We start from the raw sequence: 26,064 nt of genomic DNA, 5'->3' as shown, positions 1-26,064 counted from the left end.
CCTCCCCCGTCAGCGGATCGCAAACAGCTGCTCGAAATTGGAAATGGCCAGAATACGACGGACATCGCTGTTACAGTTCTCAATACTGATAGCGGCACTGTCCCCCCCGGCGTAGTCACGGAGTAACAACAACATACCGAGAGCGGAACTGTCCAGATAGGTTGTATCGGACAAATCCACCACGTAGCCCTTTATGTCCTGATCACCATGCTCATAGGCGTCACGGAAGGCCTGATGTGTGCTGAAATCAAACCGGCCGTCAATCTTTATGATCAGGGTCTGACCATCCTCGCTGCGACGCGTATGAATAGGCATTCCTGGTCCTCCGAGGGAGTTCTCCGAAAAGGTGTTACAAAGGTAAGGATAGCGCAGTCAGGCTGTTTTGCACCCACAACATCCACACGATCTGGTGGAACTAGGTCCGGCGCCGGGCGAACGCACGTCCCGCCGCTTCATCCGCAAGTTTCTGTTCTTTGATGTCTTGCTCCCGCTGCTCCTGCCGACGGCAGGTCTCGATATACTTCTCCATGCCACGGCGGCGTTCCCAGGCCTGTTGCCACTGCCGCCGGCATTCTTCCAGGCGATCTTCAAGGATATCCAGCTGCTTTTGTTGCTGTCGCAGAACCTGGTCCAGCTGGGCAATAAAAGCCTGCCATGCCTGAAGGCGGGCCACGGGAACAACCCCCTGCTGGTTGCTGCGAATCTGGTCCCGGTACTCCTGCTGGTACCGGTTCAGGTTATCAATCTGTTCCTGTTGGGCGTCGAACTGCTTGCGAGCCTCGCCCATCTTTTCCAGGGCTTCCTGCTCCTTGCGCTCTTCCAGAGTCAGGACCACCGCCAGACGTTGGGACCGGAGCATCACTCAGCCCCTCTCGCCGGCACCGGAGCACCGGACTTTCTTCGCTCCGGTGACCGCCGTTCCGGAACCACCGCCAATAACTGCTCAATGCTGTCCTTGAGTGGCGCGCTTTCATTCAATCCCTGCTTGAGGAACTGGGTCATATTGCCAATGTGCTGAATGGCGAAATCGGTTTCCGAATCGGAGCCCTTGACGTAGGCGCCGACACTGATCAGATCCCTGGCCTGCTGATAGCGGGAATACACCTGCTTGAAACGTTGCGCCCTGGAAAAATGCTCCTCGTCGGTTACCTGGGGCATTACCCGGCTGATGGACGCTTCCACATCAATGGCGGGATAATGACCTTCCTCGGCCAACCGGCGGGAAAGCACAATATGGCCATCCAGAATGGCCCTGGCAGCATCGGCAATGGGATCCTGCTGATCATCCCCTTCGGTCAGCACGGTATAGAAGGCAGTAATGGAACCACCGCCCTGGCGTCCGTTGCCGGTCCGCTCCACCAGTTGCGGCAGTTTGGCAAAGACCGAAGGCGGGTAACCCTTGGTGGCGGGTGGTTCGCCCACCGCCAACGCAATCTCACGCTGCGCCTGGGCATACCGGGTGAGGGAATCCATCAGCAGCAGTACCCGCTTGCCCTTGTCACGGTAATATTCCGCAATTCGCGTGGTCAGCATGGCGGCCCGCAACCGCATCAGCGGTGAGTCGTCCGCAGGGGATGCCACAACCACGGAACGGGCCAGACCTTCTTCACCCAGAATATCCTCGATGAATTCCTTGACCTCGCGTCCCCGCTCGCCAATCAGTCCAACGACGGTGATGTCCGCATCAGTAAAGCGGGTCATCATGCCCAGCAACATGCTTTTACCCACGCCGCTACCTGCAAACAGGCCAAGACGCTGCCCCTGCCCCACCGTCAGCAGCGAATTGATCGCACGGATGCCGACATCCATAGCTTCTCGCACTGGCGCCCGGTCCAGCGGGTTGATGATGTCGCCATTCAAAGAAACTCTGGATTCAACCTGCAGGGGGCCCTTGCCATCCAGAGGTTCACCGCTGCCACCCACCACTCTGCCCAGCATTTCCGGGCCAACCGGTACACGGCTTGCCGCCGCGAGGGGCACCACCCTGGCCCCGGGACGCAGACCTTCGATGGCCGTCAACGGCATAAGGTAGACACGGTCATCCTCAAAACCAACCACTTCGGCTTCAACACTGCCGGATCCCTGCCCCTGAATCACGCAACGATCACCCACCACCATGGGACAGCCCACGCACTCAAGGGTCAGACCCACCATGCGAGTCAGACGTCCGGACAGCTCCGGGGTCGACTCACGGTCAACGCTCCCCTGAAGTCGCTTCAAACGGTTAGCCAGGTTCCCGGTCATCGACCTCGCTCCCGTTGACGTCGTCACTGTCGGAGTCCAGCACATCCCGGTGGAAATCGGTCAGGTCACCCATCATGGTATCCAGCTCTTCGCTTTCACCGGCCTCCTCGTTACCGAGTTGCTGTTCCAGCATGCCCTGAACGGCTTTCTGGAAACGTTTCTCCACGGTAAAGTCCACCAGGCTGTGACGGGTTTCCACTTTGCAGCCACCCCGCAGGATGGTGTCATCCTCCACTACCGAACTGGTCGCCTCAAAACGCTCCGCCACCTGCCTGACCCAGTCCGCATCTTCCGGGTTTACCAGAATACGGACGTTGTCGGCGGTGGATGGCAGAGAAGCCATGGCCCGACGGACCACCTGCTGGATCTGGGAGGAATCAATGGATAATTCGCGGTACACCACGGTACGGGCGAGAATCGTGGTCAGGTTGACCAGCGCGGTCTCCAGTTCATCTTCGTGACGACGAATCGGAATCAACAGCTCTCCCAGCAGGTGCTCAAGCCGGTCAATGCGGGACTCCATTTCCTTGCGGGTTTCTTCCAGGCCCTGCTCTGCCCCCTGCTCCTTGCCTTCAGCAAAGCCAGCCTCGTAACCTTCCTTGTGCCCCTGCTCCCGGCCTTCATTGAGACCTGCCTGGTAGCCGGCGTCACGGCCCTCGGCGTGGCCGTCTTCCCGGGCAGCCTGGCGGATCTCCTCGATGTCCGCCGCCGTCAGGGGTTTGACGTCCCGCTCCTCTTCCCGGGCCACTTCATTACCCTTCGCATCAAGCAGGGGCAACTCCCAGCGTTCGTAGGCTGTGAGTTGCTCCTTGGGTATGCGATTAAGGCTTTTCTCGGAATCTTTCATCACATCATTTCTTCACCGGCGCCACCCAGGGTGATTTCACCGGCTTCAGCCATACGACGGGCAATGGTAATGATGTCTTTCTGGGCGGCTTCCACTTCGCTGACACGAACCGGGCCCTTGGCTTCCAGATCGTCCTGAAGCAGTTCGGCAGCCCGCTTCGACATGTTCTTGAATATTTTGTCCTGCACGGCGTCATCGGCACCTTTCAGCGCGACGACCAGCACCTCGGACGACACTTCACGCAGCAACGCCTGAATACCACGATCATCGATGTCCTTGAGGTTATCAAAGACAAACATCAGATCCTCAATAGTGGAGGCCAGGTCCGGGTCCATGTCCTTGATGGAATCCATCAGGTTGCCCTCAACGCTGCGGTCCATGAAGTTCATGATATCGGCTGCCCGTTTGACGCCGCCAATGCGGGAAGTCTGGGCGGCGGAACCACCGGAGAACTGTTTCTCAAGGATATTATTCAACTCCTGCAGCGCCTGCGGCTGGATACTTTCCAGGGACGCCACCCGCATCATCACGTCCAGCCTGACCTTGTCATCCAGTGTACCAAGAATCTCGGCCGCCTGATCCGGGTCCAGATAGGAAATCACGATGGCCTGAATCTGGGGGTGTTCGTAGCGGATGATATCGCCAACCGCTCGCGGCTCCATCCATTTCAGGGTGTCCAGACCCGTGGTATTGCCGCCGATCAGGATACGGTCGATCAGGCTGGACGCTTTATCGTCCCCCAATGCCTGGGTGAGCATGGTACGAATGTAATCATCGTTGCCCACGCCAAGACCGGTCTGACCACCGACCGCATCGACAAACTGATTCAGTACGAAGGTGACGTCGTCCTTGCTGACGTCCTTCATCTGCGCCATAGCCACACCCACCCGCTGGACTTCCTTGGGGCCCATGTGTTTCAGCACTTCCGCAGCATCGGCTTCACCCAGCGACATCAGTAGAATGGCGGCCTGTTCGACACGGGGAATCTTGCGCTGCGGCTTCTGAGGCGCCTGCTGTGCGCCTTCCACCTGACGGTTGGTTTCTTCAGTCATCGACATTCACCCACTGGCGCATCACCTGGGCAACCCTTGCCGGGTCCTCTGCGATCAGGCCTTTCAGTGCATTCAACTGCCTATCATAACTGTCCGTGGCACCCGGCAAAAGCAGATCATCCTGGGAGGACATGGCCTGCCGCAGCTCATCGCCGCCCTCAATCCCCTCAAGATTGCCATATCCGCCCCCGGAGTCTCCCTCACGCTCACTCTTGCCCGCGCCGGAAAGACTCTTGAGTGTCGGGCGCAACAGGCCCAGGACCAACACCAGAATAACCAGACCAGCCAGAACCTGCTTCATCAGATCCCAGAACCAGGGCTGCTCCCAGAACCCGGGCGCCTCAAACTGCACCTGCTCCTCGGCGGCAAAGGCGGTATTCATAACGGTGACGCTGTCTCCCCGTGCCGCGGAATAGCCCACGGCATCACGAACCAGCATATTCAGGCGCTGCAACTCCTGCTCTGGCCACGGTTCGTAGCTGACCTCACCGGTCTGCGGATCGACCACCTTCATGTCATCAACGGCCAGGGCCACGGTCACCCGTTTGACCCGACCCAGTTCCTGGCGGATATAACTGACGGTACGGTCCATCTCATAGTTACGGGTGGACTCACGACGAACGTTGACCGGCTGAGGTGCGGGTTCACCATCTTCACCGGCTTCACCCTGCCCTGCCTGCTCCGGCACCTGGGCCTCCCCGGGAGGTTGGTTGGACAATGCACCCGGTACACCACCGGTGCCGCCATTGATGCGCTGCTCGCTCATTTCCCGTTCGCTGCGAACCGCCTGCTGCTCCGGGTTGAACAGCTCTTCTGCCTGCTCCACGGAAGAAAAATCCAGGTCTGCGGTCACTTCCGCACGGAACCGACCATCGCCGACAATCGGTCCCACCAGAGACGCCACCCGACGGGTCAGGCGCTCCTCAACGCGGGTGGTATAATCGTACTGGTCCTTGATCTGTTGACTGTCACTGTCTGCCTCACGCCCTGTCAGCAGGTTGCCGTTCTGGTCGACGACAGTAACGTTATCCTTGCTCATCTCGGGGATGCTGCCCGCCACCAGGTTCACAATGGCTGCGATATGCTCCTTTTCCGGCTTGCGCCCGGCGAACACATCCAGGAAAACAGAGGCCGTCGGGGTGCGGGCATCTCGGACAAAAACGGACCGCTCCGGGATCGCCAGGTGCACCCGGGCAGAACGCACACCGCGCATGGCAGCGATCGTTCGAGCGAGCTCGCCTTCCAGACCCCGACGGAAACTGATAGTTTCCATAAACTGCGAGGTACCTAAACCACGGTCCTGGTCCAGTAGTTCGTAACCCATGGTCTGCTCATCGGTCACGCCCTCGGCAGCCAGTTTCAGACGGGCGTTGTAGACTTCATCGGAGGGCACCAGCAGGGCACCGCTGCGCGGATCCATGCGGTAGTTGATGCCGCTCTGGTCGAGAATGGAGGTTATATCCTGAGGGTTGTAGCCGGACATATCACCGACCACCGGCTGGTAGTTCGGCTCCTGGGCCCAGAGCACCACGGCAACACCCAGAGCGACGCTGGCAGCCAGCCCCACCATCAGGCCGATCTGCCGCAACAGGTTCAGTCGGTTAAAACCAAACAGCAGGTCGCTGCGGCTTTCCGGTTTATCAGTATCCGACGCTGCCGGTACATTGGCGCTGGAGGTTTCTGCAGGTACGCTGGCCATGGCTGTGCTCCGCTATTATACCGGCATGTTCATGATATCTTCGTAAGCCTTCACTACCCGGTTACGAACCTGGGTCAAAGCTTCGAAGGAAACCGAGGCTTTCTCGGACGCGATCATCACGCGGGTAATGTCCACGTTGGGGTCGCCCATTTCATACGCTGTCTTGAGCTCACCCGACGTTTGCTGCAGCTCGTTCACACTGCCCACCGCGCGACTGAGCATATCCCCGAAGCTTTGTGTTTCGCGACCCTGCTCAACCCTTTGCGGGCTATCAATACGGCCACGAACGTCATTGTCCTGTTCAACACGCTGGTTCTGCATCATCTGCGAACGCATGTTACGGATTTCCGACAGCACATTGTTGATATCTGCACGTTCGACCATAACTCACTCCCCGGGATTGGTTGCTTCGGCAACAACCCATTGAACTCTGACTCTGTTATTCCGTTTAAAGCAAACCACAGGCCAACAACATTTATTTCTTATTTTTCATTAAATTAAGGAAACCGATCGCGATAGAAACCGGCAGAACGACGGGGATTTGACAGAAAAAAAGGGCTCCGGAAGGAGCCCTCAATAAGGAGTGGAAACTATTCGGATCAGGCCATGGCCAGCTCCGAATCCAGGTCGATGCCTGCATCACGCATCTGGGCCAGCTTGTAACGAAGGGTCCGCGGGCTGATACCCAGTTGCTCGGCCGCCCGATTGCGACGACCTCGCTCTTTTTTCAGCGTGTCGATAATGATACGAAACTCCCGCTGACGCAGATCATCCCCCAGGGCAACAGGGCCACTGTTTTCCGATGCCTCCGTCAAATACTGGCTATCGGGGTCAGCGACAGATTCATTCCCAAACGGTGCTGACGGCGACTCCGGCTCTCCCGCCGGCGCCCGCTCGGCAACCGGTGCGCTGCCGTCCACACGGCCGGTAATGCCCAGCTCCAGGCACAGGTCTGCAGCATGAATAACATTCCCCTGATGAAGCACCAGTGCCCGCTGAATCGCATTATCGAGCTCACGGACATTACCCGGCCATGGGTGGCTCACCAGTGCCCGCTGAGCGTCACTGGCGAAACTGATGCCGGTCAACTTCATCTTACGGCAATGCTTCTTCAACAAGGCAGTCGCCAGCGGCATGATATCCAGCGCACGATCACGCAGCGGTTGCCAGTGCATCGGGAATACCGTCAGCCGGTAGTAAAGGTCTTCGCGGAACTTGCCCTCACGGACATAATCCCCCAGGTCGCGGTTGGTGGTAGCCACCACCCGCACATCCAGGACAATGGGTTTGCGACCGCCAACCCGCTCAACCTCACGCTCCTGCAACACCCGCAACAGCTTTGATTGCAGCCCCAGATCCATTTCCGAAATCTCGTCGAGGAGAATGGTGCCGCCATTGGCCTGCTCGAATTTGCCAGGCGAAGAGGCAACCGCGCCGGTAAATGCCCCTTTCTCATGGCCGAACAGGATGGCTTCGAGCATATTCTCAGGAATCGCCGCACAGTTGATGGCCACAAAGGGCTGGTCAGCACGGGGCGATTGCTGGTGAATATACCGGGCCAGCACCTCTTTACCGGTACCGCTCTCCCCGGAAATCATTACCGTGGATTCACTGGCCGCGACCTTTGCCGCCAGCTGGAACATACGTTTGCTGATCGGGTCCTCAGCCACTGGTTCATCACCACCGGTTTTCGCGCGGGCCCCGCCCACTACCTTGGTGACGGCGTCAACCAACACCTTTGGCTCAAAAGGCTTCACCAGATAGTCGATAGCGCCGGACTGCATCGCAGACACCGCATGACTGATCTGGCCGTAGGCGGTGATCAGCATCATCGGCAGCCCGGGATACAGCCGCTGAACCTCCCCAAGGAGGTCGTGACCCGACATGCCGGGCATATTGACGTCACTGACCACCATATCCACGGGAGCCTCCGCCAGACGCGCCAAAGCTTCCTCGGCGTTCGCCGCCTCACGGACACGAAACTTTGCCAGTTCGAGGGTCGTGACCAGTGCTTCCCGCAGGTCGTGGTCATCTTCAACGATCAAAATCTGGGCCTTGGCCATGGTTGCCTCCGAAAACTCTTCTTTATTGACCAACAAGTGGAAGGGTCAGTGTCGCCACTGCACCACCCTGTTCCGGGGATTGCATGGCAAACCGCCCCTGATGGGCCTTCACCACTGCCTGAACAACCGCCAACCCGAGCCCCGTACCATGGGACTTGGTGGTATAGAACGCTTCCATCAGCTGTCCCGCCTGCCCCGCTTCAAACCCGGGGCCGTTATCCACCACTCGAATCACCAGTTCCCCTTCAATCGGCGCGAGCTGAACCACCACGCGAGTGGCTCCGGCTTCCACACTGTTGTTCACCAGATTGGTACAGGCACCCACGAGGGCATCCCGATTGCACATAACACGACAGTCCTCGACCTGGCTGTCCAGATTCACCTCCACACCGGCAGACAGTTTCAGCCCATCCAGCGCGGAACCCAGAGCGCTGACCAGCGTCTCCGCGGACAACTCCTCGGCCAGACGGGTTTCCCCGCGGGCAAAGATCAACATGTCACGCACCTGCTGCTCCAGATGCGTGAGACGGGACATCAGACGGGAGGCACAACGCTGACGCATCTCCTCGTCCAGGTCTTCCTGGCTGAGGTGGCCACCGTAGAGAATGGCGGCAGACAGCGGCGTGCGAATCTGGTGTGCAAGAGAGGCGACCATTTTGCCCATGGCCGACAAACGCTGGGCATGAGCAAGCTGCGACTGCAGGTGACGGGTTTCTGTCAGGTCCGTCAGAAGAATCAATTGGCCCGGCTGGTTTTCCATGGTCCGGATCTCGATACTGACCCGCCGGCCGTCTTTCAGGGACACTTCGTGGCCGTCATCCCGGCGTGGCGCAAAGCAGCGGCGAATCACATCCACCCAGCGCTCGCCGTCCAGGGGTTCACCCAACAGACTGATCGCCGCGGGGTTGGTCTGGGTCACCACCCCCTGGCTGTCGAGCACGACCACACCAGCCGGTAATGCGGTCAATAATGTGGACAAACGATCCGCCAGCTTTTCTTTTTCTTCCAGCTCTTGCTGGCGCTGGAGAGATTCCGCTGTCAGCTCCCCGGATAACTGATTTACCCGGGACTCGAGTGTGCGATACGAATCGGTAATTTGCCGCGACATCTGGTTAAACAGTTCCAGCGCCGATCCCACAGCTTCGTCGTCCTGCTCCGGAAACAGGGCGGTAACCTTGTCGTTGGCATCCGCCGCCGCATTGGCTTGTGCCTGTTCTGCGGAAGACTTCACAACAAACTGTAGCTGACTCATAAACTCGTCCCCTGACTCACCCGAACACCGGGTCAAACTCTACGGATGGTTTGTTTTCAGGGAACTAAGCCAGCATCATGCCAACTTAAATTTTTGTTTATATTTCAGCAGGAAAGAAAACTCACCAGATGGGAAACGACGGTTTTACGTCGGCCTGAAATGACTGTACCGCTTCGGGTTACAAAGCTTTGACGCCGGTTTTTATGGTTTTTTGGTGGTTTAGTTGGGAGTAGAGGGCCAGGGGGGAGGTCTTTTTTGAAATCGCCTTACAACTCGCTTTGCTCAGACAAGCGGCGATTTAAAAAAAGACCTCCCCCCTGTCCCTCACTGGACTTCAAGCGTGCCTGCCATACAACCGATTTTATTCGCGGCGGGCCCGCACAGGGTAAAAGCCGGGGTGGTGGGGTATGTTTTTAAAAAGCGCCGCTTGTCTGAGCGAAGCGAGTTGTAAGGCGGTTTTTAAAAACATACCCCACCACCGCGGCCCACTCCCCAACAAAACCCCAAAGACAAACCAAACAGAATCAGGTGTCCTCGGACTCCTCCTCCCGAAGACCATATTTGCGAACCTTCTCGACGAGGGTCGTCCGACGAATCCGCAGCTTCTCCGCTGCACGGGCAACCACGCCACTGGCTTCGTCCAACGCTTGCTGGATCAGCTGTTTTTCCAGGTTCGACAGGTAGTCCTTCAGGTCGATGCCATTAACTGGCAGCAAAGCTGGCGCGTCCAGACCCACCAGTCCGGGTACACCAGACGGCATGCCTGAATCCTCTACTGGGCGGTTTTCGTCGTAGTCGTCCACATAGCGGAACTTCTTGGGCAGTTCCTGGACGCCGATGACGCCATAGGGGTGCATGATCGCCAGGCGTTCTACCAGGTTGGCCAACTCCCGAACGTTACCGGGCCAGTCGTGTCGGCACAGGCTCATGATCGCTGCCGAGTTCAACCGTAGGGAGCCGCGTTTTTCTTTTTCCATCCGGGAGATCAGTTCGTTGATCAGCAGGGGGATGTCTTCGACACGCTCCCGCAGCGACGGCATCTCGATGGGGAAAACGTTCAGGCGGTAATACAGATCTTCCCGGAAGTCTCCGGTTTCGATCATGTCCTCGAGATTCTTGTGGGTGGCCGCGATGACCCTCACGTCTGCTGACAGGGTGCGGTTACTACCAACCCGTTCGAATGTGCGCTCCTGCAGGACACGCAGGATTTTTACCTGCATGTTCAGGGGCATGTCGCCGATCTCATCCAGGAACAGTGTGCCCCCTTCGGCCATTTCAAAGCGTCCGACCCGTGACGTAATGGCGCCGGTGAAGGCCCCTTTCTCATGGCCGAACAATTCGCTTTCCAGCAACTCTGCGGGGATTGCGCCACAGTTCACCGGCACAAATGGCTTCTCCCGTCGATCGGAATGGTAATGCAGGTTTCGGGCAACGACTTCCTTGCCGGTACCGGACTCGCCGGTAATCAGCACGCTGACGTCCTTGTCGGCTACTTGTTGCATCAACTGACGCACCGACTGGACTTTCCGGCTGGTGCCGACGAGGCTGCGGAAAAGCTGCAGGCCGCGCTGCTGTCCACGTTCCTGCGAATGGGCAAATTGATCACGATAGATCTGGGCGCGGTATAGGGAATCCACGAACTTTGTGTAGTTCAAAGGCCAGGACATTCGCGCGATGATGCGTGACAGGCAGTCCTCAGGCATCCCCTTCAAGGTCGGGTCCCCCACCATCAGTATGGGCATACCGTTGGTTTTCCGGCAGAGTTCGGCAACGATGTCGGTAACGCCGTTGTCTTCACCGTTTATTATGGCAACCGCGATCGAAGCCAACGCCTCTTCATCACCATCAGCCAGCAGGGCATCGGCCTTTTCGCCCGCCAGAACACACTCTTCGCCAACGAACTCCAGAATGGTAACCAAATCGTGGCGGCGGGACTCGTCCTCGCTCAGCACCAGCACCTTGTTATTTTTAGGCATCCACGTGAATCTCTTGGAGGGATTTGAGCCGTATTTAAGACTGTAAGAGCACAGGAGTCAATTTTATGACGCTATTTGGAGTCGTTTCCTGAAACGTTTTGGTATGTGCGCGCAGCATTTCTGTTACGGTTCACACCCTTTAGTGCCTGTTCCGCCTCTTTGCGAGCTTCTGCCGCCCTCTCACTGGCCTCATCGCAAAATGCCTGGAGTCGTTCGAGACGCTCCCTCACCGGCTCAACAGCGACTTCACCCGCTTCCAGTCGCGCCATGACCGGCGCCACTGTCGTTTTAACCTGTTGGTTCAGTTCGGATAGCCTGTCCCAGTCCTTGTCGCTCAGGGCCTGAGCCAGGCATCCAATCAACTGATCCAGGACCTGGAGGTCATTCGGGGACTCAGTCATCAATCATTCTCCTGTGGTCACGAAGCGGCCCCGGTTCGGGGTGGCGCCCCCGGCGGTTTTCCAATCCCCCCGTTAGCGGCGTGCAGCGCGGCGGGCCGCAGAGGCCGTGAACTGGTTACCACGGAAACCCGGGGTGAAATCATACGCCGGAAATCCGTCGTCCAGGCCGTCGATGTAGTAGCGTCTGGATTTGAGATCGTATGTCATCTCCATAGTAGTCCAGAACACCGGCTCGCTGTAATAGCTAATGTTGTGGGCTTCGGAAACCCGCCAGAGATTACCCTCCGCGTCATATTCCTCTGACGCCAGGATCTGCCAACTGTCTTCATCCACATAGAACGTTCGGCGAGCGTATATGTGACTGATGCCCGTACGCAGTGTGGCCTCCACCACCCACACCCGGTGCAGTTCATAGCGGGTCAGTTTCTGGTTGATATGACCCGCCCGAATCACGTCTTCAGGGCGAACATCAGCGTCATGCAACTTGTAGGCATTGTAGGGCACAAAAATCTCCCTCTTGCCTTTCAACTCCCAGTTGTACTGGTTCGGCGCTCCGTTATACATGTCCTTCTGGTCAACGGAGCGCAGAGAGGAGGAATTTGGCAGATCGGTTTCATACGCCAGGTTCGGGGAACGACGCAGCCGGCGAGAGCCGGCGTCATAGCGCCAGGCCAGGCGAGGTGAGCGGACCTGGTCGAGGGTTTCGTGGACCAGGGTGATCGTGCCCGCGAGGTTGGATGGTGCGATGGTATCGGTCTTCAGGTAGAAGATTTTGTTATCAATGTCGGCCAGATCCGCCCCGAGACGGCTATAGGCGAAATAATAATCGTACTTGTTGACCACCTGGTTGAACGACCCGTTCACCTGTGGCGTCGCGGAGGCACTACGAAACGAGATTTCCTCGCCACGGTATCTCAGGATATGGTTCCAGATAACCTCCAGGCCAGTTTTCGGAATCGGGAACGGGCTGGTCATGATGGTGTCCCTGACGCCATTGCCGTTATCCAGCAGCTCTGCAGAAACCGCATTCTCACTGAACTTGTCGTAAACATGTTCCGGGAACGCTGCGGTCCGACGGGTCTGGTAAACCGGCATGAAAAAATCAGGGCCATATTGCTCAAGCATCCGGATATGACCGTCGGTCAGTTTATTCCGATAGAGATCCAGGTTATCCCGGGTAATGACGAACAGCGGGGCATCCTCAGGAAAGGGATTTACCTCGACCTGGCCCGGCTCCCAGTTCGCGGGTGGTTGTGACAGACCACCCGTCCACTCGGGAATGGTTCCCGAGGCGTTAGCCTGTCTTGTGGCACCAACCGGGGTAAGTTCGCTGTTCAGCTTCTGCGCCTCCGGCACACCGACCGCAGCGGCCACATTACCGGATACCGCCAACACCATGATGGCAACGCCTGTGACCAATTGTTTACGCATCCCTAACTTACCTCCACTTATCTCGGTTACCACCCTGCAGACATCCACAAGACACCTTTTGACCCTGTCGAACCGACAAAATCGGGCACATGTCACTCAACGGGCGGCCCTTTTTGCCAAATTCAAACGCCCGTTTCAATACATTGTATGTGTTTTCTTGTTAAACCCATAGGTAACAACACGGGGAGGAAATCCATTCCTGGAAATGGTAAACTGTTAAATTAGTCTGGAGCGCACTCTTTATTGATCTCACTAGTCTCCACCGACACCCGTTTGGCAGGTAACCATGGCATCACAGTGGCATTCACTGGTATCACAAAAGTTGTTTCTGGCCAGGACACTGCTACGACAGGCGGACAGCGATACCAACGCTGAAGTCGACTCGTACCGCGCATTACAGCGGGAAGCAGCCATTCAGGGCGCCATAGAGCTGTCGCTGCGTGCGCGGACGTTGTTGCTGGTAATGATTGCGCGGTTGTACCAGCAGAAAAACGAAGAGCCTGAGTCACTGACAGCATTGTCAGCGTTGCTGGGAACCGAGTTGCCGGAAGTCGCTGAATTGCTCACCCTGGCGCATCAGCCAGGCAGCTGGTGGAATCTTCTGGATCAGTTGGAGACGTCCCAGAGCACGCCACCGGCAGCCAGGAAGACGGTCAGTGCGGAGAACATTATTGCGATCTCCGCAGAATCGGGCCCGGATCGATCGACGCCGGCGCTTAATACATTGCTCGACGCGCTCAAACAATTCGCTGATACCCTGGAAGACCGCCACAGCGAGTGGTAAACCGCATGGTACGACGGGGTAGGAATCAACAGAAAGGTTATTTGAATGTCACCATCTTTTTTTGAAATCGTACAGTTGAGTGATGGCGATTACGCCCTGCGTCGTATTGATGACGACGCAGCACCGCTGGTGCGCATTTCGTTTTCTTCAGAAGCTCGCGAAATGATGGAAGACCGGGATATGGCCGTTGCCAAGGCGATGATTGCTGCAGGCATCGAAGCGGTCGGAAACGTCTCCCATGATATCGATTGGGAAGAGGATGAGCTGGAAACCCAGGACGTCCAACCCTCCTACACGCTTCACTGAAAACACCCTGGCCAGCGCATCATCAGCGCTGGCGTAATACTACTCCGTGACTGTTGCCCTGGGCTGACGCTTTCTGCAGCGTTTCCAGAGCTTCACGACTAAGCTTCCGCGTCCACATCACCACTGCATGGCAGGTCCCGGCACTGAGCGCACGCTCAGCCAGCTGGCGGGCCGGATAGTCCTGGGTGGATCTCAATACCAGCAACTCACCCGCGACGATGCCATGCATCTTTTGCCACTTGCTTACCAGCGCCTGGGGCGGATCAATCCACGCAAGCCAGCGTTTTTCCTGGTTTAACTGGGTCAACATTGGCAGCAATAGCTGGAAGTTCTCAACCTGACCTTCCGGCAGGATAATTTCAGTCACATTGCCAGTCACCGGCGCTGTTGCTGGATCGGCTCGCCTGGATCTTGCAGGCCCGCTGCGAACAACTGACGCTCCCCCTGAATACCTTGCGGGAGCCTGGTAGCCCATAGCTGCCTGTGAATAGGCCAGATTCTGGTTAAAGCTGAGTTGTTCCATGATACGCCTCGCCTTCAAGTTGACCGTTCCGGATCAGTGCATATCCGAACGCCGGATGACACCGACACCAAGCCCTTCAATGAACAGTTCCTCTTCCGTGAGATCCACTTCAATTGGGGCAAATTCCTCATTCTCCGCAATCAGTTGCACTTTCGCGCCCTCCCTGCGGAACCGCTTGACCGTGACTTCCTCCCCCACCCGGGCGACCACGACCTGACCATTATGAACATCCTGGGTACGATGGACCGCCAGCAGGTCGCCGTCGAGAATACCGATGTCCTTCATACTCATTCCGCGCACCCGCAGCAGATAGTCTGCAGATGGCGAGAAAAAGTCCGGCTTCAGGGTGCAATGATCCTCGATATGCTCCTGGGCCAGAATTGGACTGCCCGCCGCCACCTGACCGATCACCGGCAAACCGAGATCTTCCTCAACCTCCGGCAAACGAATACCCCGGCTCGCGCCCGGCACCATTTCAATGGCACCCTTGCGCGCCAGCGCCCGGAGATGTTCCTCTGCAGCATTGGCGGAACGGAAACCCAGTTCCGCAGCGATCTCCGCCCGGGTCGGTGGGTACCCGGTTTCATCCACGTAACGCCGGATGATATCCAATACCTGGGTTTGCCTTGCTGTCAGCTTCATGCGGTTGCCCCACTCGTCCTGGTTTTATATACAGTGATTTGACTATATACAGTGTTTTATCCAGTGTAAAGTCCACTTCCTGTATTTTTTGTCGGATTACCTCAGGATGCGCCGGGGACGGTCTGTGGTATGGTAAATCCAACCCATTGAGGAGGCGCAGGAATGAGCGAAACCAAGGCATGCAGGATGCCAGATATCCTCAGGACCGAATCCGGAGAGGAGCGTCGCGTCGGTGTTGAGATTGAGCTGTCGGGTCTGAGTTACAACGCCCTGGTTCAGCTGACAGAGAAACTGCTTCGGGGACAGTCCCGTGAAGCCTCGCGCTATGTGACGGAGCTGGAAACAGAGTTCGGATCTTTCACCATTGAACTGGATTCAGCCCCCATCAAGGATCTGGATCTGAAGGGGGAAACCGTCCCGGAATCCATGCGGGAACTTGGTGGCCAGGCAATGGATGTGATTGATGCGGCCGCCGAGAAGATCGTTCCCCTGGAGATCATCAGCCCGCCCATGCCGTTTTCATCCCTTGAGTGCATCGAGGTTCTCTGCGATGAACTGCGCAAGGCAGGCGCTCTTGGCAGCCGGGAAACGCTCTATTATGCGTTCGGTCTGCAGCTCAACCCAGAGCTGCCCGACCTGAGGGCGGACACCCTGGTTCGCTATCTTCAGGCATTCGCAGTGCTGTATGACTGGCTTAAATCCCGGCATCAGATTGACATCAGCCGCAAATTCACCAGTTACATCGAACCGTGGAGCAGCCCCTATATCGACCTGCTGGTAAATGATAATTACGCCCCGGATACCGAACAGTTGATGCGGGACTATCTCAGGTTCAACCCCACACGCAACAAGGCACTGGACCTCTTGCCGCTGTTTGCCGACCTGAATAAATCCGTTCTGGCAGAATACGTGATGGATGAACGCATCAAGAGCCGGCCCACCCTGCACTACCGCCTGCCGGATTGCGACATCGACAATCCCGGATGGCATTTTTCTTCGGTCTGGAACGACTGGGTGGTGCTGGAACAGATCGCCAACAATGCTGAGGATCTGGCGGAGCTCAGGGAGCAGTTCCGCATGAGCCGCAAACTGAGCCTGCGCAACCTCACTCAGAGTTGGCTTGATACCTGTGGGCAATGGCTGCGTAACCGCTACTATGTCTGACACTATCCCGCAGGCGCCCGAACTACCGGGACTGACCATCGGCATCAGTGGCCCCGCACGTCGCAGTACGGCACACCGCCTGATCAGTCTGGCGCTGCGCATCCACGGGGCAAGGACGCATTATATCCGTCCCGGCGCCAGGGTAAACGTAGCGCTTCTTGATGGACTGGTGCTGTCGGGGGGTACCCACGTTCACCCGGAGCTCTACGGCCAGCAACCGACCGTAACCGCCCGCTATGACCACCAGCGGGATCAGACCGACCGACAGTTGCTGACAAGGGCCGAACAGCTGAACATCCCGATTCTGGGCATTTGTCGGGGCGCCCAGTTCATTAATGTGTTTCACGGAGGTTCCCTGTGCCAGAACGTCACGCCCCTTCGTGTCCATACGCGGCACCGACCGTTGCTGCTCCCCATGCAAACTGTGCGGCTCGTTAAGAACACCCGGCTCGGCCGCCTCATGCACAGCACCGTTATTGGCGCCAATCGTATTCACAGCCAGGCCATCAAACGCCTTGGACGCAATCTGAGGGTGGTCGCACTGGACAACGACCAGTTTGTCCAGGCCATCGAAAACACCGGTGACCAGTGGTTAATGGGTGTCCAGTGGCATCCGGAATACCTGCTTTATCATGGCGGGCATCGTCGCATCTTCGGCCACTTTGTCCATGCTGCCCGGGCACGGAAGTTGATACGACTGGAAGAAGCCGAAGCCAACGCCTCGATAACCAATCCATAGCGCTGAATATCAAACGGCAAAAAGAACGGAGATCTGACCATGCTAAACACGATGAAAAAACACCTGCTACCTGGCCTGGCGGCAACCCTGATACCACTGGCGGCCCAGGCAGGCGAAGTCAGCCTGAGCGGAGAAGGCGCGGTGAAATATACCCCTGACAGCGCCCGCCTGCAGTTCACGGCCAGCGCCGAACACAATCTGCCGGCCCGGGCATCGGACAAGGTCAATGAAGTCATGGCCCAGTGGCGCGACAACATCAGCACTTACCGCGACCAACTCAACGATTACAGTGACGCCAACGTCAATCTTTACACCCGAACGCTGCCGGTCCAGGAACGGGGCCAGGAACCCCAGAAAATGGCGGTCGCCTCGCAAACCGTGAGCTTCACCATTGACGATCTTGCATTGCTTAACCCGCTGTTGGAGCAGGCCCAGAAACTCGGGCTCGACTACCATCTCGGTGCCGGCAGCTTTTACCATTCCGATGAGTCGGGACTACAAAAAGAGGCGCTGGCCCGGGCGATTGCGGATGCCAAATCCCGCTGCGAATTTGTTGCCCGTCAACTGGAGCAGTCCTGCGGTGACGTGGTTAATATCAGCGTCAATGGCGGCCACCGCCCGATCCCGATGATGATGGCGGAAGCCAGATCCGGAGCGGATGTGGTGTCCAGTGTCGGGGCCCGGGAGTTACAGGCAAGTGTCAGCGCGACCTTCCAGCTCGACTAGAAATCCCGGGTATAGAAGATGTCGAGGGAAGCAGCCAGCCCACTGGCTGCTTCCAGATAGAAGTAGCGCCCCAGATCGTAGCGCAGCGCCACGGTGGTAATCGGCTCAAAGATCCCCACTCCGTACCGCAGGCTCAGCTCGTCGGTGATGTAACCACTGGCGACCACCGACGCCTGATCCCCCGTCCCTTCCGCTTCCAGAACCAGGTTGCGAATACCGAGCTCGTCTCCCAGCCCTTGAGTGACCTTGCTCGCCTGGGTCAGCCCCAGAGACAACGCCGCCCGACTCATTTGTCCTTCATCGCCCCGGCTTTGGGGCGAACGCCCGAGTATCACATAGGACAAGGCATCGCTCTGGGGCATCGATGGCTCGGAGAACACTTCCGTTTCCGGCTCGCGGACCGGTCCGCTGAGGCGAATGCCGGCGACCACGGTATCCACACGACGCACTGCCTCGATGTCCAGATACGGCTGGGTGAGTGGCCCCACAAAGACAATTCGCGCCCGGCGCAGCTCCAGCTCCTGCCCATAGGCTTCATACTGACCGTTCTCCAACTGGAGGGCGCCTCGCGTGTCCATGTCATTGCCAATCCGCAGCGTCCCCTTGAGCTCCCCGGTCACACCGAAAGCCGCGAAGGTAACCGCGTCGTCCCCCACCACCACAGTGACGTCCATATTCAGTGAGCGGACAGCGGGCTCCTCCTGATCGGCCCCGACAATGACTTCATCCTCGGAAACCGACACTGCCTGCTCCGGCAGGGTACGCACTTCAATCTCGCCCCGAGGCACATCCACCCGCCCGGTCACCGACAACGCTCCGTCGCGGAATGCCAGAGTAATATCCGGTGCGACTTCGACCCGGGCATAGGGATCGTAGGTCACCGGCAGGCGTTTTCCGGTGACGGTGACTTCCACGGCAGGCTCGCGCTCCCACTCCAGTTCACCGGTCAGCTTCCCCTCACTGCGATCATTGCTCTTCCATCGCCCACTCAGATCGGCGGAATACCCGTTCAACGTCAACGCCACCACCACATCTTCCAGCGGGATCGGCAAGGAAGGGTCCACGAAGCGTCCCCCTGTCAGGGCGATCTCGCCTTGTATGGCCGGTCTCATCAGGGGGCCGGACAACTGCCCTTGGCCATTCACCTCACCCTGGACTTCCTCCAGGCCGGCCACCACACCCGCCAGCGCAATATCCAGACCCTCCAGTTTGAAATCGCCGGCTACGGTTCGCTCTTCTGCGGTCGGATCAACCGACAGATCCAGGGCAAACTCTCCCAATTCCGGCCCCGCCAGCCGGACAGCAACGTCCGCCATTTGAGGCTTCATATCAACGCTCACGGTCAGGCTATCGTGACGCAGCGTTTCCCAGTCTTCCTGAACCAGCACCTCGAATTCCCCTGCCCCCGCATCCAGGGAAACAGTGCCATCCGGGCCGTTATCGGTCATTGCCAGTTTAACGTCGGCGTTGATCCGCGCATCCCAACGGAGGGTTTCCGGCAGCAGCGACGCCAGAGCCTTGGAAGGGAAGTTATTTATCTGATAGGCGAGCTGCGGGCTTGGCATCAGAGTCTGATCCCCGGCACAGACGGAACTCTCCTGCCAACGCCAGCAATGAGCTCCGAAGGTCAGCGTACCGTCCTTGCTGTAGTCGAGTTCCGCAGGCTGGTCGAGGGTCCAGACCTGGGACGGCCCCGGCAGCTTGATCTCCCCGCTGTTCAGAGACCCACGCCAGCTGTCCCAGGCATCACCGGCGCCCCCCGCCAGGGCAAGGGCGAGATCAGCTTCGTCGTGGAGCGCCCGGATCGTCAGCCGGTGCGCCTGCTGTGTCCCTGACAGGCCCAGCTCCAGCCGCTCCAGGCGCTGATCCCCGGCACGGACATCCTCCGCCGTCGCCTTGGCGTTCAAAGCAAAACCACTGCGCAGACTGGCTTCGAGCTCAGCCATAGCAATCGTCACGTCATCCTGCCAGACCAGATCGTTTGCAGTTACCGACAGGTCCCCCTGGGGATCCTTTGGAGTCCCCCGCACCACCAGTGACGCAACCAGTTCGCCCGCCAACCCGGGCAGTAGAATCTCCGGCTCGGGCACGCGGATGTCGAGGTTACCGGCAATTTCGGAACCCCAGCGACCGCTGCCATTGATACGATTCTCACCCACTTCGAGGTTCAGATCGGGTACGTCCCAGGTGCCGCCCGAGGCTTGCAACTCGCCTTGGGTAACGGCGGGCTCCTCCTGCCAGGTGCCGGAAATATCCCAGTCGGCCGTCATATCCGGCAACCCATCGTCCGCCAGTTGCCCCTGGCTGTTCAGGTCACCGTTCAGACTGGCCTGGAGCACTGGAACCCAAAAGCCCGGGTTGAATTGATCAAGCGTCAGGCCGGCCTGCCACGCCAGCTGCCCAGCGAAATCAACGTCCGCATTGCCCTGGAGGGATCCCGCGCCGGTGCTGACTACCAGGTCGCTCAGGGACACCGTTTCCAGATTGCCTTCCAGGGCCGTCTTCAGATCCGCATCCCCCAGAGGGCCGGATACTGCCGCTTCCAGCCTGGCGTTGTAACTGTTGTCACGGTAAGACACCTCGCCATTCAAACTCCGCAGGGAAACCGGCGGTGGGTCAAATTCGGGAATCAGGCTGTACCAGGGGAATGCCTCCAACCCGATCTCGGCGGTTGCAGTCAGGACCTCATCCCAACTCACATCCCCCTCAATCTTGAGAGTGCCCTGCCCTGCATCGTCCCCGGGGCCAGCCATGTCCAACACCAGGCCCGATGCGCCGGCGGTGGTCAGCATCCCCCGGAGCGACGTAGCTATCGCCCCTTCGGTGCCCGGTAACGTCATCGTGGAGCGCGTAGCAAAACCCTTCTCCAGACTACCGTCGAGAGAAAGCTGCCAGTTGGTCAGGGTGAGGGTTGATGGCAAGGTATCCAGCGGCAGGAACGACTCCGACCGGAGAGACAGGCGAAGTGGCAAACGCCTGTCCAGTGGCGCCCCACGTCCCTCCAGTCCAGCACTGAGGTAACCGCTGCTGCGACCGGACAACCTGAGATCCTTTGCGCTCCCCGTCAGATTCAGCGCCAGTTGCCAATCGTCGCCATAGGGAGGCGGCAGAGAGACATCCACATCCAGATCGAGCGGCCAGTCACCGCGGGTCCCCAGCCGCCCGGATGCGTTTACGGAGATATCATCCAGACGGTAGTTTGCCCGGTCTATAACCCAGTCGGTTCCGGAGCCACCCGCTTCTATTTCCAGCGAGTCCCAGACCTTGCCGTCGTTGACGGTAAACAGGCCCAGGCGGACATCGCCGATTTTCAGGCCGATCGGCAGGTTGACCAGGGGCAGGCTGATATCGCCTCTGGGCTCCTCCGGCTCATCGGAAGGTTGCAGTTTGAGGTCGATGGCGTCGGCATGGAGCGTATCCAGGCACAATTCCTTGCTCAAAAGGCAGCCAGGGGACCAGTCGACCACCACGGCCTCAATGGTCACCCCGACACCATAGCCCTGCCACCGTAGGGAATCGGCTCGCCAATAGCCGAACAGGGAACCCTTATCCCCTTGTGTCTGCAAGCCCGGAATCTGGTCGAGAGCCCAGGCCGTCCCCACCTCGGAACGCAGGATCAGTAGCAGAACGGCTACCAGCACAATGGGCAGCAATACCAGAATACCCAGCGCGAGCAATAGCCAGAACCGCCAGCTCCGCCGCTTTCGCTTCACGTCCGTCACAGTTCGGGCCCCATGGAAAAGTGAACGCGCCATTCACCACCGAATTCTTCATCCAGGCCCTTGGCAATATCCAGGCGTAAGGGGCCAACCGGGCTCACCCAGCGTATGCCCACGCCTGCCCCTGTGGCCAATGGATCAAACACATCATCTATTGCGTTACCCTCATCCACAAAGGCCGCCACGCGCCAGTTCTGGATGAACTCGTACTGGTATTCGACACTGCCGACCATCAGGTAACGTCCACCAACGGCCACACCATCGTCATCTTTCGGCGACAGAGTTTCGTAGCCATAACCGCGAACACTCTGGTCACCACCGGCAAAGAAACGCAGCGATGGCGGCACGTCGTCGAACCGGTTTGTCGCCACGCCGCCCGCCTGGAAACGTGCGAGAAAGCGGTGGTTATCGGCCAGAGTGTACAGGCCCCGGACCAGAAAATTCACATGGAGAATATCGGCGTCCGACAAGACTTCACGGTGCGCACCCTTCACATCGAACTGAATCCGATACCCCCTGGAAGGGTCCAGTGGCGAGTTGGCATTCAACTTCGAATAGCTCACCCCTGGCAGCAACAGGCTACTCTGTTCCCGTTCGCCATCACCAATACGGAAGCGTTCGCCTTCCCAGCTCAGGGAGGCCACCTGCATCCACCCCGAGTCCAGCTGGTGCTGCCACTGCTGGCCAAGAGTGAGACGTTCGGATTCCACATCCTCAATATCTTCGCGCTGATACCCGGCACCAAGACGTATGGAGTCCGTCATCGGCGGGTCGAGTGGCAGCTCATACCAGGTAGTGAGGTTCTGGCGCGGGCCGGACAATTCCGTTTCCACACCTCTCCGATGCCCCATGAGGTTGATCCAGTGTTCGCGCCAGTTGCCGCGCAAGCGCGGACCAACATCCGTGGAAAAACCCACGCCTGCGGCAACGGATCGGGGCGGACGCGTCGTCAGGTTAACCGTCACCGGGATCACCCGATCCCGGGCACTGCCAGGCGATGCATCAATATCCACCCCGGAAAAGTAACCACTGTTAGACAGATCCCGACTGAGCCTGGCAATTTCATCCGCGTGATAGGGCTGACCGGGGTCAAACGTCACAAACTTGTCCAGCAAGCTGGTTTCGAAACCATGACCCTCCGGAAAATCCACGTCCCCCAGGCGATAACGCTCTCCGCTGCGGAAACGAATAGAGATGGCCGCGGTTCTTTTCTCTGGATCCACTTTCAATGTTCGGCTGACAAACTCACCATCAAAATAACCCATTACACGAGCCCGATTCTGGATGGATTGTCTCAGAGTGGTGTATTCACCATGATTGAGCACATCCCCCTTTGAAGGGGACATTGGTATGGCAGCCTGAAAACTGTCGTCTTCTGCCGCCGGGCCTTCAATCACGACCTCCCGCGAGGCAATACGAACCGGCTCGCCGGGGATCACCGTTAACGTCAGTTGAGCAAGTCCGTCTTCCCCCTCTCCTTCCACTACCTCCCACTCAATAAGGGGACTGTAGTATCCAAGGGCTTTGAGGGCCTCCTGGACCTGTTTTTTTGCAGTACTGACGTAACGGCGCAGGTTGTCGGCGCTTCGTCCCTCAACGTCACCGATAAAGACTTCTGCATTGTCCTCCAGGGCTGGGTAGTCGCCCTCGACATTCACCACCACCTGAGTGGCGTGCCCTGGCAATACCCACAACAAACACCACAACAGGGCGCCTGGAAATCGAATTTGTCTGCAGAGTGAGAACATCCGTTTATGAATCGTCTTTTTGATGAAGTAAAGAAGGTGCCGAGTCTGGTGAATTGACCAGACCGACCACCAGCAACGCGCCTTTTGCCAATGGCTACCGGAGCCGACGCGCCCATGATCAGCCCAGACTCTATTCAATAACAACTATCTGATAGTAACAGGAGCGCCGTATTCCCGCGCGCCTCCAAAGGAGACTGACGATGACCAGGGATCCCATCGGACTGGCCCTGTCCATGATGAACCGCCTTGCGGCGAACCCTTTACTGGACCGTTTTGGCCTGCGCACGGCCACCGAAAGAACCGCCTATCACGGTACCCGGGTTGGTTTTCGAACCATTGCCCTCGCCGGCCGCGAATTCAAGCGGGTCACTAACTGGTTGCCTAAAAAACGCCTGCCGGGAAAAACTGCACCAGCATTATTTGATCTTACGCTGGATGACGACCAGCAGATGATTGTCGACAGCCTCCACCGATTGGCCCGGGACACCCTGAGACCAGCCGCAGCCGAGGCCGATGAGGCAGGTGCGCTACCGGCCGACGTTTTCGACGCCACTGCGGAACTGGGATTAACCCTCTACGCTGTGCCAGCAGAGTTTGGTGGTGTGGCGGAAACCCGCTCCCCGGTCACCAGCGTACTGATCGCAGAACAACTGGCGTGGGGCGACATGGGGCTGGCGATCGCCCTGCTGGCCCCCTTCAGCGTTGCCCAGGCCATTACCCACTGGGGCACAGGCGAACAACAATCCCGGTATCTGCCGGCCTTCTGCGACGAACAACCGCCCGTCGCCACCATTGCCATTGATGAACCAAGGGCATTGTTTGACCCCCTTGACCTGAATACCATCGCCGAACCTACCGCCAGTGGATACCGGCTGAATGGCTGCAAGAACGGCGTCGTCCTGGGCGCCCAGAGTGATCTGCTGCTGATCGCCGCGGCGCTGAAAGGCCAGCCGCGCCTGTTTATTGTCGAGGCCGGCACCGCAGGCATGGAGCACGCAGCCGATCCCACCATGGGATTGCGATCCGCGCAGCCAGTCACCCTGACCCTGAACAATGTTGAGGTGTCCGCTGAAGCCCTGCTGGGCGATGACGACTTCGATTACCAGGCCTTTCTGGATCTCGGGGCCATGCTGCGCTGCGGCCTGGCTATCGGTACCTCCCAGGCCGTGCTGGATTACGTCATTCCCTACTGCAACGAGCGGGTTGCGTTCGGTGAGCCGATCAGCAACCGTCAATCCGTGGCATTCATGATAAGCAACCTGGCCATCGAAACCGACAGCATGCGCATGCTTGCCTGGCGCGCTGCCAGCCGCGCGGAGACCGAGCAGACATTCCACCGGGAAGCCAGTCTGGCCAGACTCCTGTGTAGCGAGAAAGCCATGGAAATCGGCACCAACGGTGTCCAACTGCTTGGTGGCCACGGCTTCGTAAAAGAACATCCGGTTGAGCGCTGGTATCGCGACCTGCGCTCTGTCGCCACCCACACCGGCGGCGTCCACGCCTGAGTCCGAACAGCACTGGAGTATCACCATGAACCTGGAAATACCGAAGAAATTCTCCCCGATTGTTCACCAGGCCCGGCAGGTCGCGCAGGAAGTCTTCCGCCCCATTTCCCGGAAATACGACCGGGCGGAGCACGCTTACCCCAAGGAACTGGACATGTTTGCCTCCATTATGGACGGCATGAATGAAGGCGCCCCGGATGGTGGTGCCGGTGCCGGCAAACTGGCCCGCTCTGATGGCAACGGCAAAGACGGTAACCGCAACGGCACCAACATGAAAACCGTGCTGGGGCTGACCGAGCTGTGCTGGGGCGATGTGGGCCTGGCCCTGTCCATTCCCCGCCAGGGACTGGGCAACTCCGCCATTGCCGCCGTTGCCAACGAAGAGCAACTGACCCGTCTGGGCGATGCCTGGGCCGCCATGGCTATCACCGAGCCCGGGGCAGGCTCAGATTCTGCCGCCATTCGCACCACGGCAACCGAGAGCGGCGACCACTACGTCATCAATGGCGAGAAAATCTACGTGACGGCCGGTGAACGGGCGAACGCCGTTGTGGTCTGGGCCAGCCTTGACCGCAACAAGGGGCGTGCCGCCATCAAGTCCTTTGTGGTGGAAAAAGGCACCCCCGGTATGACGGTAGAACGCCTGGAAAAGAAGCTAGGCATTCGGGCTTCGGATACCGCTGCCATCCGCTTCGAAAACTGTCGTGTACCGAAAGAGAATCTGCTGGGCGATCCCGAAGTCAGCGTCAGCAAAGGATTTGCCGGCGCCATGCAGACCTTTGACAACACCCGTCCGGTGGTCGCTGGCATGGCGATAGGCGTCGCCCGTGCCGCGCTTGAGCGCACCCGTGAAATTGTGGAACGGGCGGGGATCGACCTCAACTACCGCTCTCAGACCTGGACCCAGCCTGCAGTAACCCGCGAACTCCATCTGCTCGAGGCGGAGCTCGAAGCCGCCCGGCTGCTCACCTTGCGAGCCGCCTGGATGGCCGATAACGGTCTGCCTAACTCCAAGGAAGCCTCCATGGCAAAGGCCAAGGCCGGACGTGTCGGCAACGCCATTACCCTGCGCTGCGTGGAACTGTGCAGCAGTCTCGGTTATGGCGAAACGGAATTGCTTGAGAAATGGGCCCGCGACTCGAAAATTCTCGATATTTTCGAGGGCACCCAGCAAATTCAGTTGCTGATCATCGCCCGCCGGTTGCTTGGGAAGTCGTCCGCTGAGTTGAAATAGGCTAACCTG

Annotated in this window: 23 protein-coding genes; 7 read left to right on the top strand and 16 right to left on the bottom strand. The window is 58.4% G+C overall.

Annotation, left to right across the window (positions count from 1 at the left end):
* Nucleotides 1-9: 9 nt before the first annotated feature.
* The 12 genes from Q0Y21_RS04955 to Q0Y21_RS04900 form a co-directional block, all read right to left on the bottom strand.
* Complete coding sequence (locus Q0Y21_RS04955; protein WP_297792136.1) at nt 10-315, bottom strand: STAS domain-containing protein; 306 nt, start codon at nt 313-315, stop codon at nt 10-12.
* A 100-nt stretch (nt 316-415) separates the two neighbouring features.
* Complete coding sequence (fliJ, locus tag Q0Y21_RS04950) at nt 416-859, bottom strand: flagellar export protein FliJ (protein WP_297792133.1); 444 nt, start codon at nt 857-859, stop codon at nt 416-418.
* Nucleotides 859-2,244: a flagellar protein export ATPase FliI gene (gene fliI, locus Q0Y21_RS04945; protein WP_297792131.1), complete on the bottom strand. Its 1,386-nt coding sequence runs from the start codon at nt 2,242-2,244 to the stop codon at nt 859-861. The genes fliJ and fliI overlap by 1 nt, the downstream gene beginning before the upstream one ends.
* Nucleotides 2,225-3,091: a flagellar assembly protein FliH gene (locus tag Q0Y21_RS04940; RefSeq protein ID WP_297792130.1), complete on the bottom strand. Its 867-nt coding sequence runs from the start codon at nt 3,089-3,091 to the stop codon at nt 2,225-2,227. Before Q0Y21_RS04940 ends, fliI begins: the two co-directional genes overlap by 20 nt.
* Nucleotides 3,091-4,143 carry a flagellar motor switch protein FliG gene (gene fliG, locus Q0Y21_RS04935; protein WP_297792128.1) on the bottom strand — a complete coding sequence of 351 codons (1,053 nt, stop codon included), beginning with the start codon at nt 4,141-4,143 and terminating at the stop codon, nt 3,091-3,093. The genes Q0Y21_RS04940 and fliG overlap by 1 nt, the downstream gene beginning before the upstream one ends.
* Nucleotides 4,136-5,842 (bottom strand): flagellar basal-body MS-ring/collar protein FliF, encoded by a 1,707-nt coding sequence (gene fliF, locus Q0Y21_RS04930; protein ID WP_297792126.1) that lies wholly within the window; start codon nt 5,840-5,842, stop codon nt 4,136-4,138. Before fliF ends, fliG begins: the two co-directional genes overlap by 8 nt.
* Nucleotides 5,843-5,857: 15 nt before the next feature.
* Nucleotides 5,858-6,226, bottom strand: coding sequence for a flagellar hook-basal body complex protein FliE (fliE, locus tag Q0Y21_RS04925; protein ID WP_297792124.1), 369 nt, complete (start codon nt 6,224-6,226; stop codon nt 5,858-5,860).
* Nucleotides 6,227-6,441: 215 nt separating this feature from the next.
* Complete coding sequence (locus Q0Y21_RS04920; protein ID WP_297792122.1) at nt 6,442-7,905, bottom strand: sigma-54 dependent transcriptional regulator; 1,464 nt, start codon at nt 7,903-7,905, stop codon at nt 6,442-6,444.
* 22 nt (nt 7,906-7,927) lie between these two features.
* On the bottom strand, nt 7,928-9,157 hold the full coding sequence (locus Q0Y21_RS04915) for an ATP-binding protein (RefSeq protein ID WP_297792120.1): 1,230 nt from the start codon (nt 9,155-9,157) through the stop codon (nt 7,928-7,930).
* A 524-nt stretch (nt 9,158-9,681) separates the two neighbouring features.
* The gene (locus tag Q0Y21_RS04910) at nt 9,682-11,133 is read right to left on the bottom strand and encodes a sigma-54 dependent transcriptional regulator (protein ID WP_297792118.1); all 1,452 of its coding nucleotides are present in this window, start codon (nt 11,131-11,133) and stop codon (nt 9,682-9,684) included.
* Between the two features lie 71 nt (nt 11,134-11,204).
* Nucleotides 11,205-11,534 carry an SOS cell division inhibitor gene (locus tag Q0Y21_RS04905; RefSeq protein WP_297792116.1) on the bottom strand — a complete coding sequence of 110 codons (330 nt, stop codon included), beginning with the start codon at nt 11,532-11,534 and terminating at the stop codon, nt 11,205-11,207.
* Between the two features lie 72 nt (nt 11,535-11,606).
* The gene (locus Q0Y21_RS04900; protein ID WP_297792114.1) at nt 11,607-12,965 is read right to left on the bottom strand and encodes a DUF1329 domain-containing protein; all 1,359 of its coding nucleotides are present in this window, start codon (nt 12,963-12,965) and stop codon (nt 11,607-11,609) included.
* A gap of 286 nt (nt 12,966-13,251) precedes the next feature.
* On the opposite strand from Q0Y21_RS04900, the gene Q0Y21_RS04895 reads away from it, so the two are divergent.
* Both Q0Y21_RS04895 and Q0Y21_RS04890 read left to right on the top strand, forming a co-directional pair.
* A complete protein-coding gene (locus Q0Y21_RS04895) occupies nt 13,252-13,749 on the top strand; it encodes a DUF6586 family protein (RefSeq protein ID WP_297792112.1) in 498 nt (165 codons plus the stop codon).
* A 45-nt stretch (nt 13,750-13,794) separates the two neighbouring features.
* Nucleotides 13,795-14,055, top strand: a complete 261-nt coding sequence (locus Q0Y21_RS04890) for a hypothetical protein (RefSeq protein ID WP_297792110.1) — start codon at nt 13,795-13,797, stop codon at nt 14,053-14,055.
* Between the two features lie 22 nt (nt 14,056-14,077).
* Here Q0Y21_RS04890 and Q0Y21_RS04885 read toward each other — a convergent pair whose 3' ends face one another.
* Together Q0Y21_RS04885 and lexA are read right to left on the bottom strand one after the other, a co-directional pair.
* Nucleotides 14,078-14,578, bottom strand: coding sequence for a SulA-like leucine-rich domain-containing protein (locus tag Q0Y21_RS04885; protein ID WP_297792108.1), 501 nt, complete (start codon nt 14,576-14,578; stop codon nt 14,078-14,080).
* Between the two features lie 33 nt (nt 14,579-14,611).
* Nucleotides 14,612-15,220, bottom strand: coding sequence for a transcriptional repressor LexA (lexA, locus tag Q0Y21_RS04880; RefSeq protein WP_297792106.1), 609 nt, complete (start codon nt 15,218-15,220; stop codon nt 14,612-14,614).
* Between the two features lie 162 nt (nt 15,221-15,382).
* On the opposite strand from lexA, the gene Q0Y21_RS04875 reads away from it, so the two are divergent.
* From Q0Y21_RS04875 to Q0Y21_RS04865, 3 genes are read left to right on the top strand one after another with little or no spacing between them, the layout of a single operon-like run.
* On the top strand, nt 15,383-16,384 hold the full coding sequence (locus Q0Y21_RS04875) for an amidoligase family protein (RefSeq protein ID WP_297792104.1): 1,002 nt from the start codon (nt 15,383-15,385) through the stop codon (nt 16,382-16,384).
* Nucleotides 16,377-17,123, top strand: a complete 747-nt coding sequence (locus Q0Y21_RS04870; RefSeq protein WP_297792102.1) for a type 1 glutamine amidotransferase — start codon at nt 16,377-16,379, stop codon at nt 17,121-17,123. The genes Q0Y21_RS04875 and Q0Y21_RS04870 overlap by 8 nt, the downstream gene beginning before the upstream one ends.
* A gap of 39 nt (nt 17,124-17,162) precedes the next feature.
* A complete protein-coding gene (locus Q0Y21_RS04865; protein WP_297792100.1) occupies nt 17,163-17,849 on the top strand; it encodes an SIMPL domain-containing protein in 687 nt (228 codons plus the stop codon).
* Here Q0Y21_RS04865 and Q0Y21_RS04860 read toward each other — a convergent pair.
* Entirely contained in the window at nt 17,846-21,571 is a 3,726-nt protein-coding gene (locus tag Q0Y21_RS04860; RefSeq protein WP_297792098.1) for a translocation/assembly module TamB domain-containing protein, read from the bottom strand. The genes Q0Y21_RS04865 and Q0Y21_RS04860 overlap by 4 nt on opposite strands.
* Nucleotides 21,568-23,316, bottom strand: coding sequence for an autotransporter assembly complex family protein (locus Q0Y21_RS04855; protein WP_297792097.1), 1,749 nt, complete (start codon nt 23,314-23,316; stop codon nt 21,568-21,570). Before Q0Y21_RS04855 ends, Q0Y21_RS04860 begins: the two co-directional genes overlap by 4 nt.
* Nucleotides 23,317-23,516: 200 nt before the next feature.
* Between Q0Y21_RS04855 and Q0Y21_RS04850 the strand changes: the two genes are divergently transcribed.
* A complete protein-coding gene (locus tag Q0Y21_RS04850) occupies nt 23,517-24,821 on the top strand; it encodes an acyl-CoA dehydrogenase family protein (protein WP_297792095.1) in 1,305 nt (434 codons plus the stop codon).
* A 25-nt stretch (nt 24,822-24,846) separates the two neighbouring features.
* On the top strand, nt 24,847-26,055 hold the full coding sequence (locus Q0Y21_RS04845; RefSeq protein ID WP_297792506.1) for an acyl-CoA dehydrogenase family protein: 1,209 nt from the start codon (nt 24,847-24,849) through the stop codon (nt 26,053-26,055).
* The last annotated feature ends 9 nt before the right edge of the window (nt 26,056-26,064 follow it).

Source organism: uncultured Marinobacter sp. (assembly GCF_947259545.1).
GTDB lineage: Bacteria > Pseudomonadota > Gammaproteobacteria > Pseudomonadales > Oleiphilaceae > Marinobacter.
The sequence above is the reverse complement of the archived record's forward strand: the minus strand, read 5'-3'. Positions and strand labels throughout refer to the sequence as shown.

Bases quoted from the DNA above. Each gene is read 5' to 3' on its own strand.
- Q0Y21_RS04955 (WP_297792136.1), bottom strand. From the start codon at position 315: ATGCCTATTCATACGCGTCGCAGCGAGGATGGTCAGACCCTGATCATA.
- fliJ (WP_297792133.1), bottom strand. From the start codon at position 859: ATGCTCCGGTCCCAACGTCTGGCGGTGGTCCTGACTCTGGAAGAGCGC.
- fliI (WP_297792131.1), bottom strand. From the start codon at position 2,244: ATGACCGGGAACCTGGCTAACCGTTTGAAGCGACTTCAGGGGAGCGTT.
- Q0Y21_RS04940 (WP_297792130.1), bottom strand. From the start codon at position 3,091: ATGAAAGATTCCGAGAAAAGCCTTAATCGCATACCCAAGGAGCAACTC.
- fliG (WP_297792128.1), bottom strand. From the start codon at position 4,143: ATGACTGAAGAAACCAACCGTCAGGTGGAAGGCGCACAGCAGGCGCCT.
- fliF (WP_297792126.1), bottom strand. From the start codon at position 5,842: ATGGCCAGCGTACCTGCAGAAACCTCCAGCGCCAATGTACCGGCAGCG.
- fliE (WP_297792124.1), bottom strand. From the start codon at position 6,226: ATGGTCGAACGTGCAGATATCAACAATGTGCTGTCGGAAATCCGTAAC.
- Q0Y21_RS04920 (WP_297792122.1), bottom strand. From the start codon at position 7,905: ATGGCCAAGGCCCAGATTTTGATCGTTGAAGATGACCACGACCTGCGG.
- Q0Y21_RS04915 (WP_297792120.1), bottom strand. From the start codon at position 9,157: ATGAGTCAGCTACAGTTTGTTGTGAAGTCTTCCGCAGAACAGGCACAA.
- Q0Y21_RS04910 (WP_297792118.1), bottom strand. From the start codon at position 11,133: ATGCCTAAAAATAACAAGGTGCTGGTGCTGAGCGAGGACGAGTCCCGC.
- Q0Y21_RS04905 (WP_297792116.1), bottom strand. From the start codon at position 11,534: ATGACTGAGTCCCCGAATGACCTCCAGGTCCTGGATCAGTTGATTGGA.
- Q0Y21_RS04900 (WP_297792114.1), bottom strand. From the start codon at position 12,965: ATGCGTAAACAATTGGTCACAGGCGTTGCCATCATGGTGTTGGCGGTA.
- Q0Y21_RS04895 (WP_297792112.1), top strand. From the start codon at position 13,252: ATGGCATCACAGTGGCATTCACTGGTATCACAAAAGTTGTTTCTGGCC.
- Q0Y21_RS04890 (WP_297792110.1), top strand. From the start codon at position 13,795: ATGTCACCATCTTTTTTTGAAATCGTACAGTTGAGTGATGGCGATTAC.
- Q0Y21_RS04885 (WP_297792108.1), bottom strand. From the start codon at position 14,578: ATGGAACAACTCAGCTTTAACCAGAATCTGGCCTATTCACAGGCAGCT.
- lexA (WP_297792106.1), bottom strand. From the start codon at position 15,220: ATGAAGCTGACAGCAAGGCAAACCCAGGTATTGGATATCATCCGGCGT.
- Q0Y21_RS04875 (WP_297792104.1), top strand. From the start codon at position 15,383: ATGAGCGAAACCAAGGCATGCAGGATGCCAGATATCCTCAGGACCGAA.
- Q0Y21_RS04870 (WP_297792102.1), top strand. From the start codon at position 16,377: ATGTCTGACACTATCCCGCAGGCGCCCGAACTACCGGGACTGACCATC.
- Q0Y21_RS04865 (WP_297792100.1), top strand. From the start codon at position 17,163: ATGCTAAACACGATGAAAAAACACCTGCTACCTGGCCTGGCGGCAACC.
- Q0Y21_RS04855 (WP_297792097.1), bottom strand. From the start codon at position 23,316: ATGTTCTCACTCTGCAGACAAATTCGATTTCCAGGCGCCCTGTTGTGG.
- Q0Y21_RS04850 (WP_297792095.1), top strand. From the start codon at position 23,517: ATGACCAGGGATCCCATCGGACTGGCCCTGTCCATGATGAACCGCCTT.
- Q0Y21_RS04845 (WP_297792506.1), top strand. From the start codon at position 24,847: ATGAACCTGGAAATACCGAAGAAATTCTCCCCGATTGTTCACCAGGCC.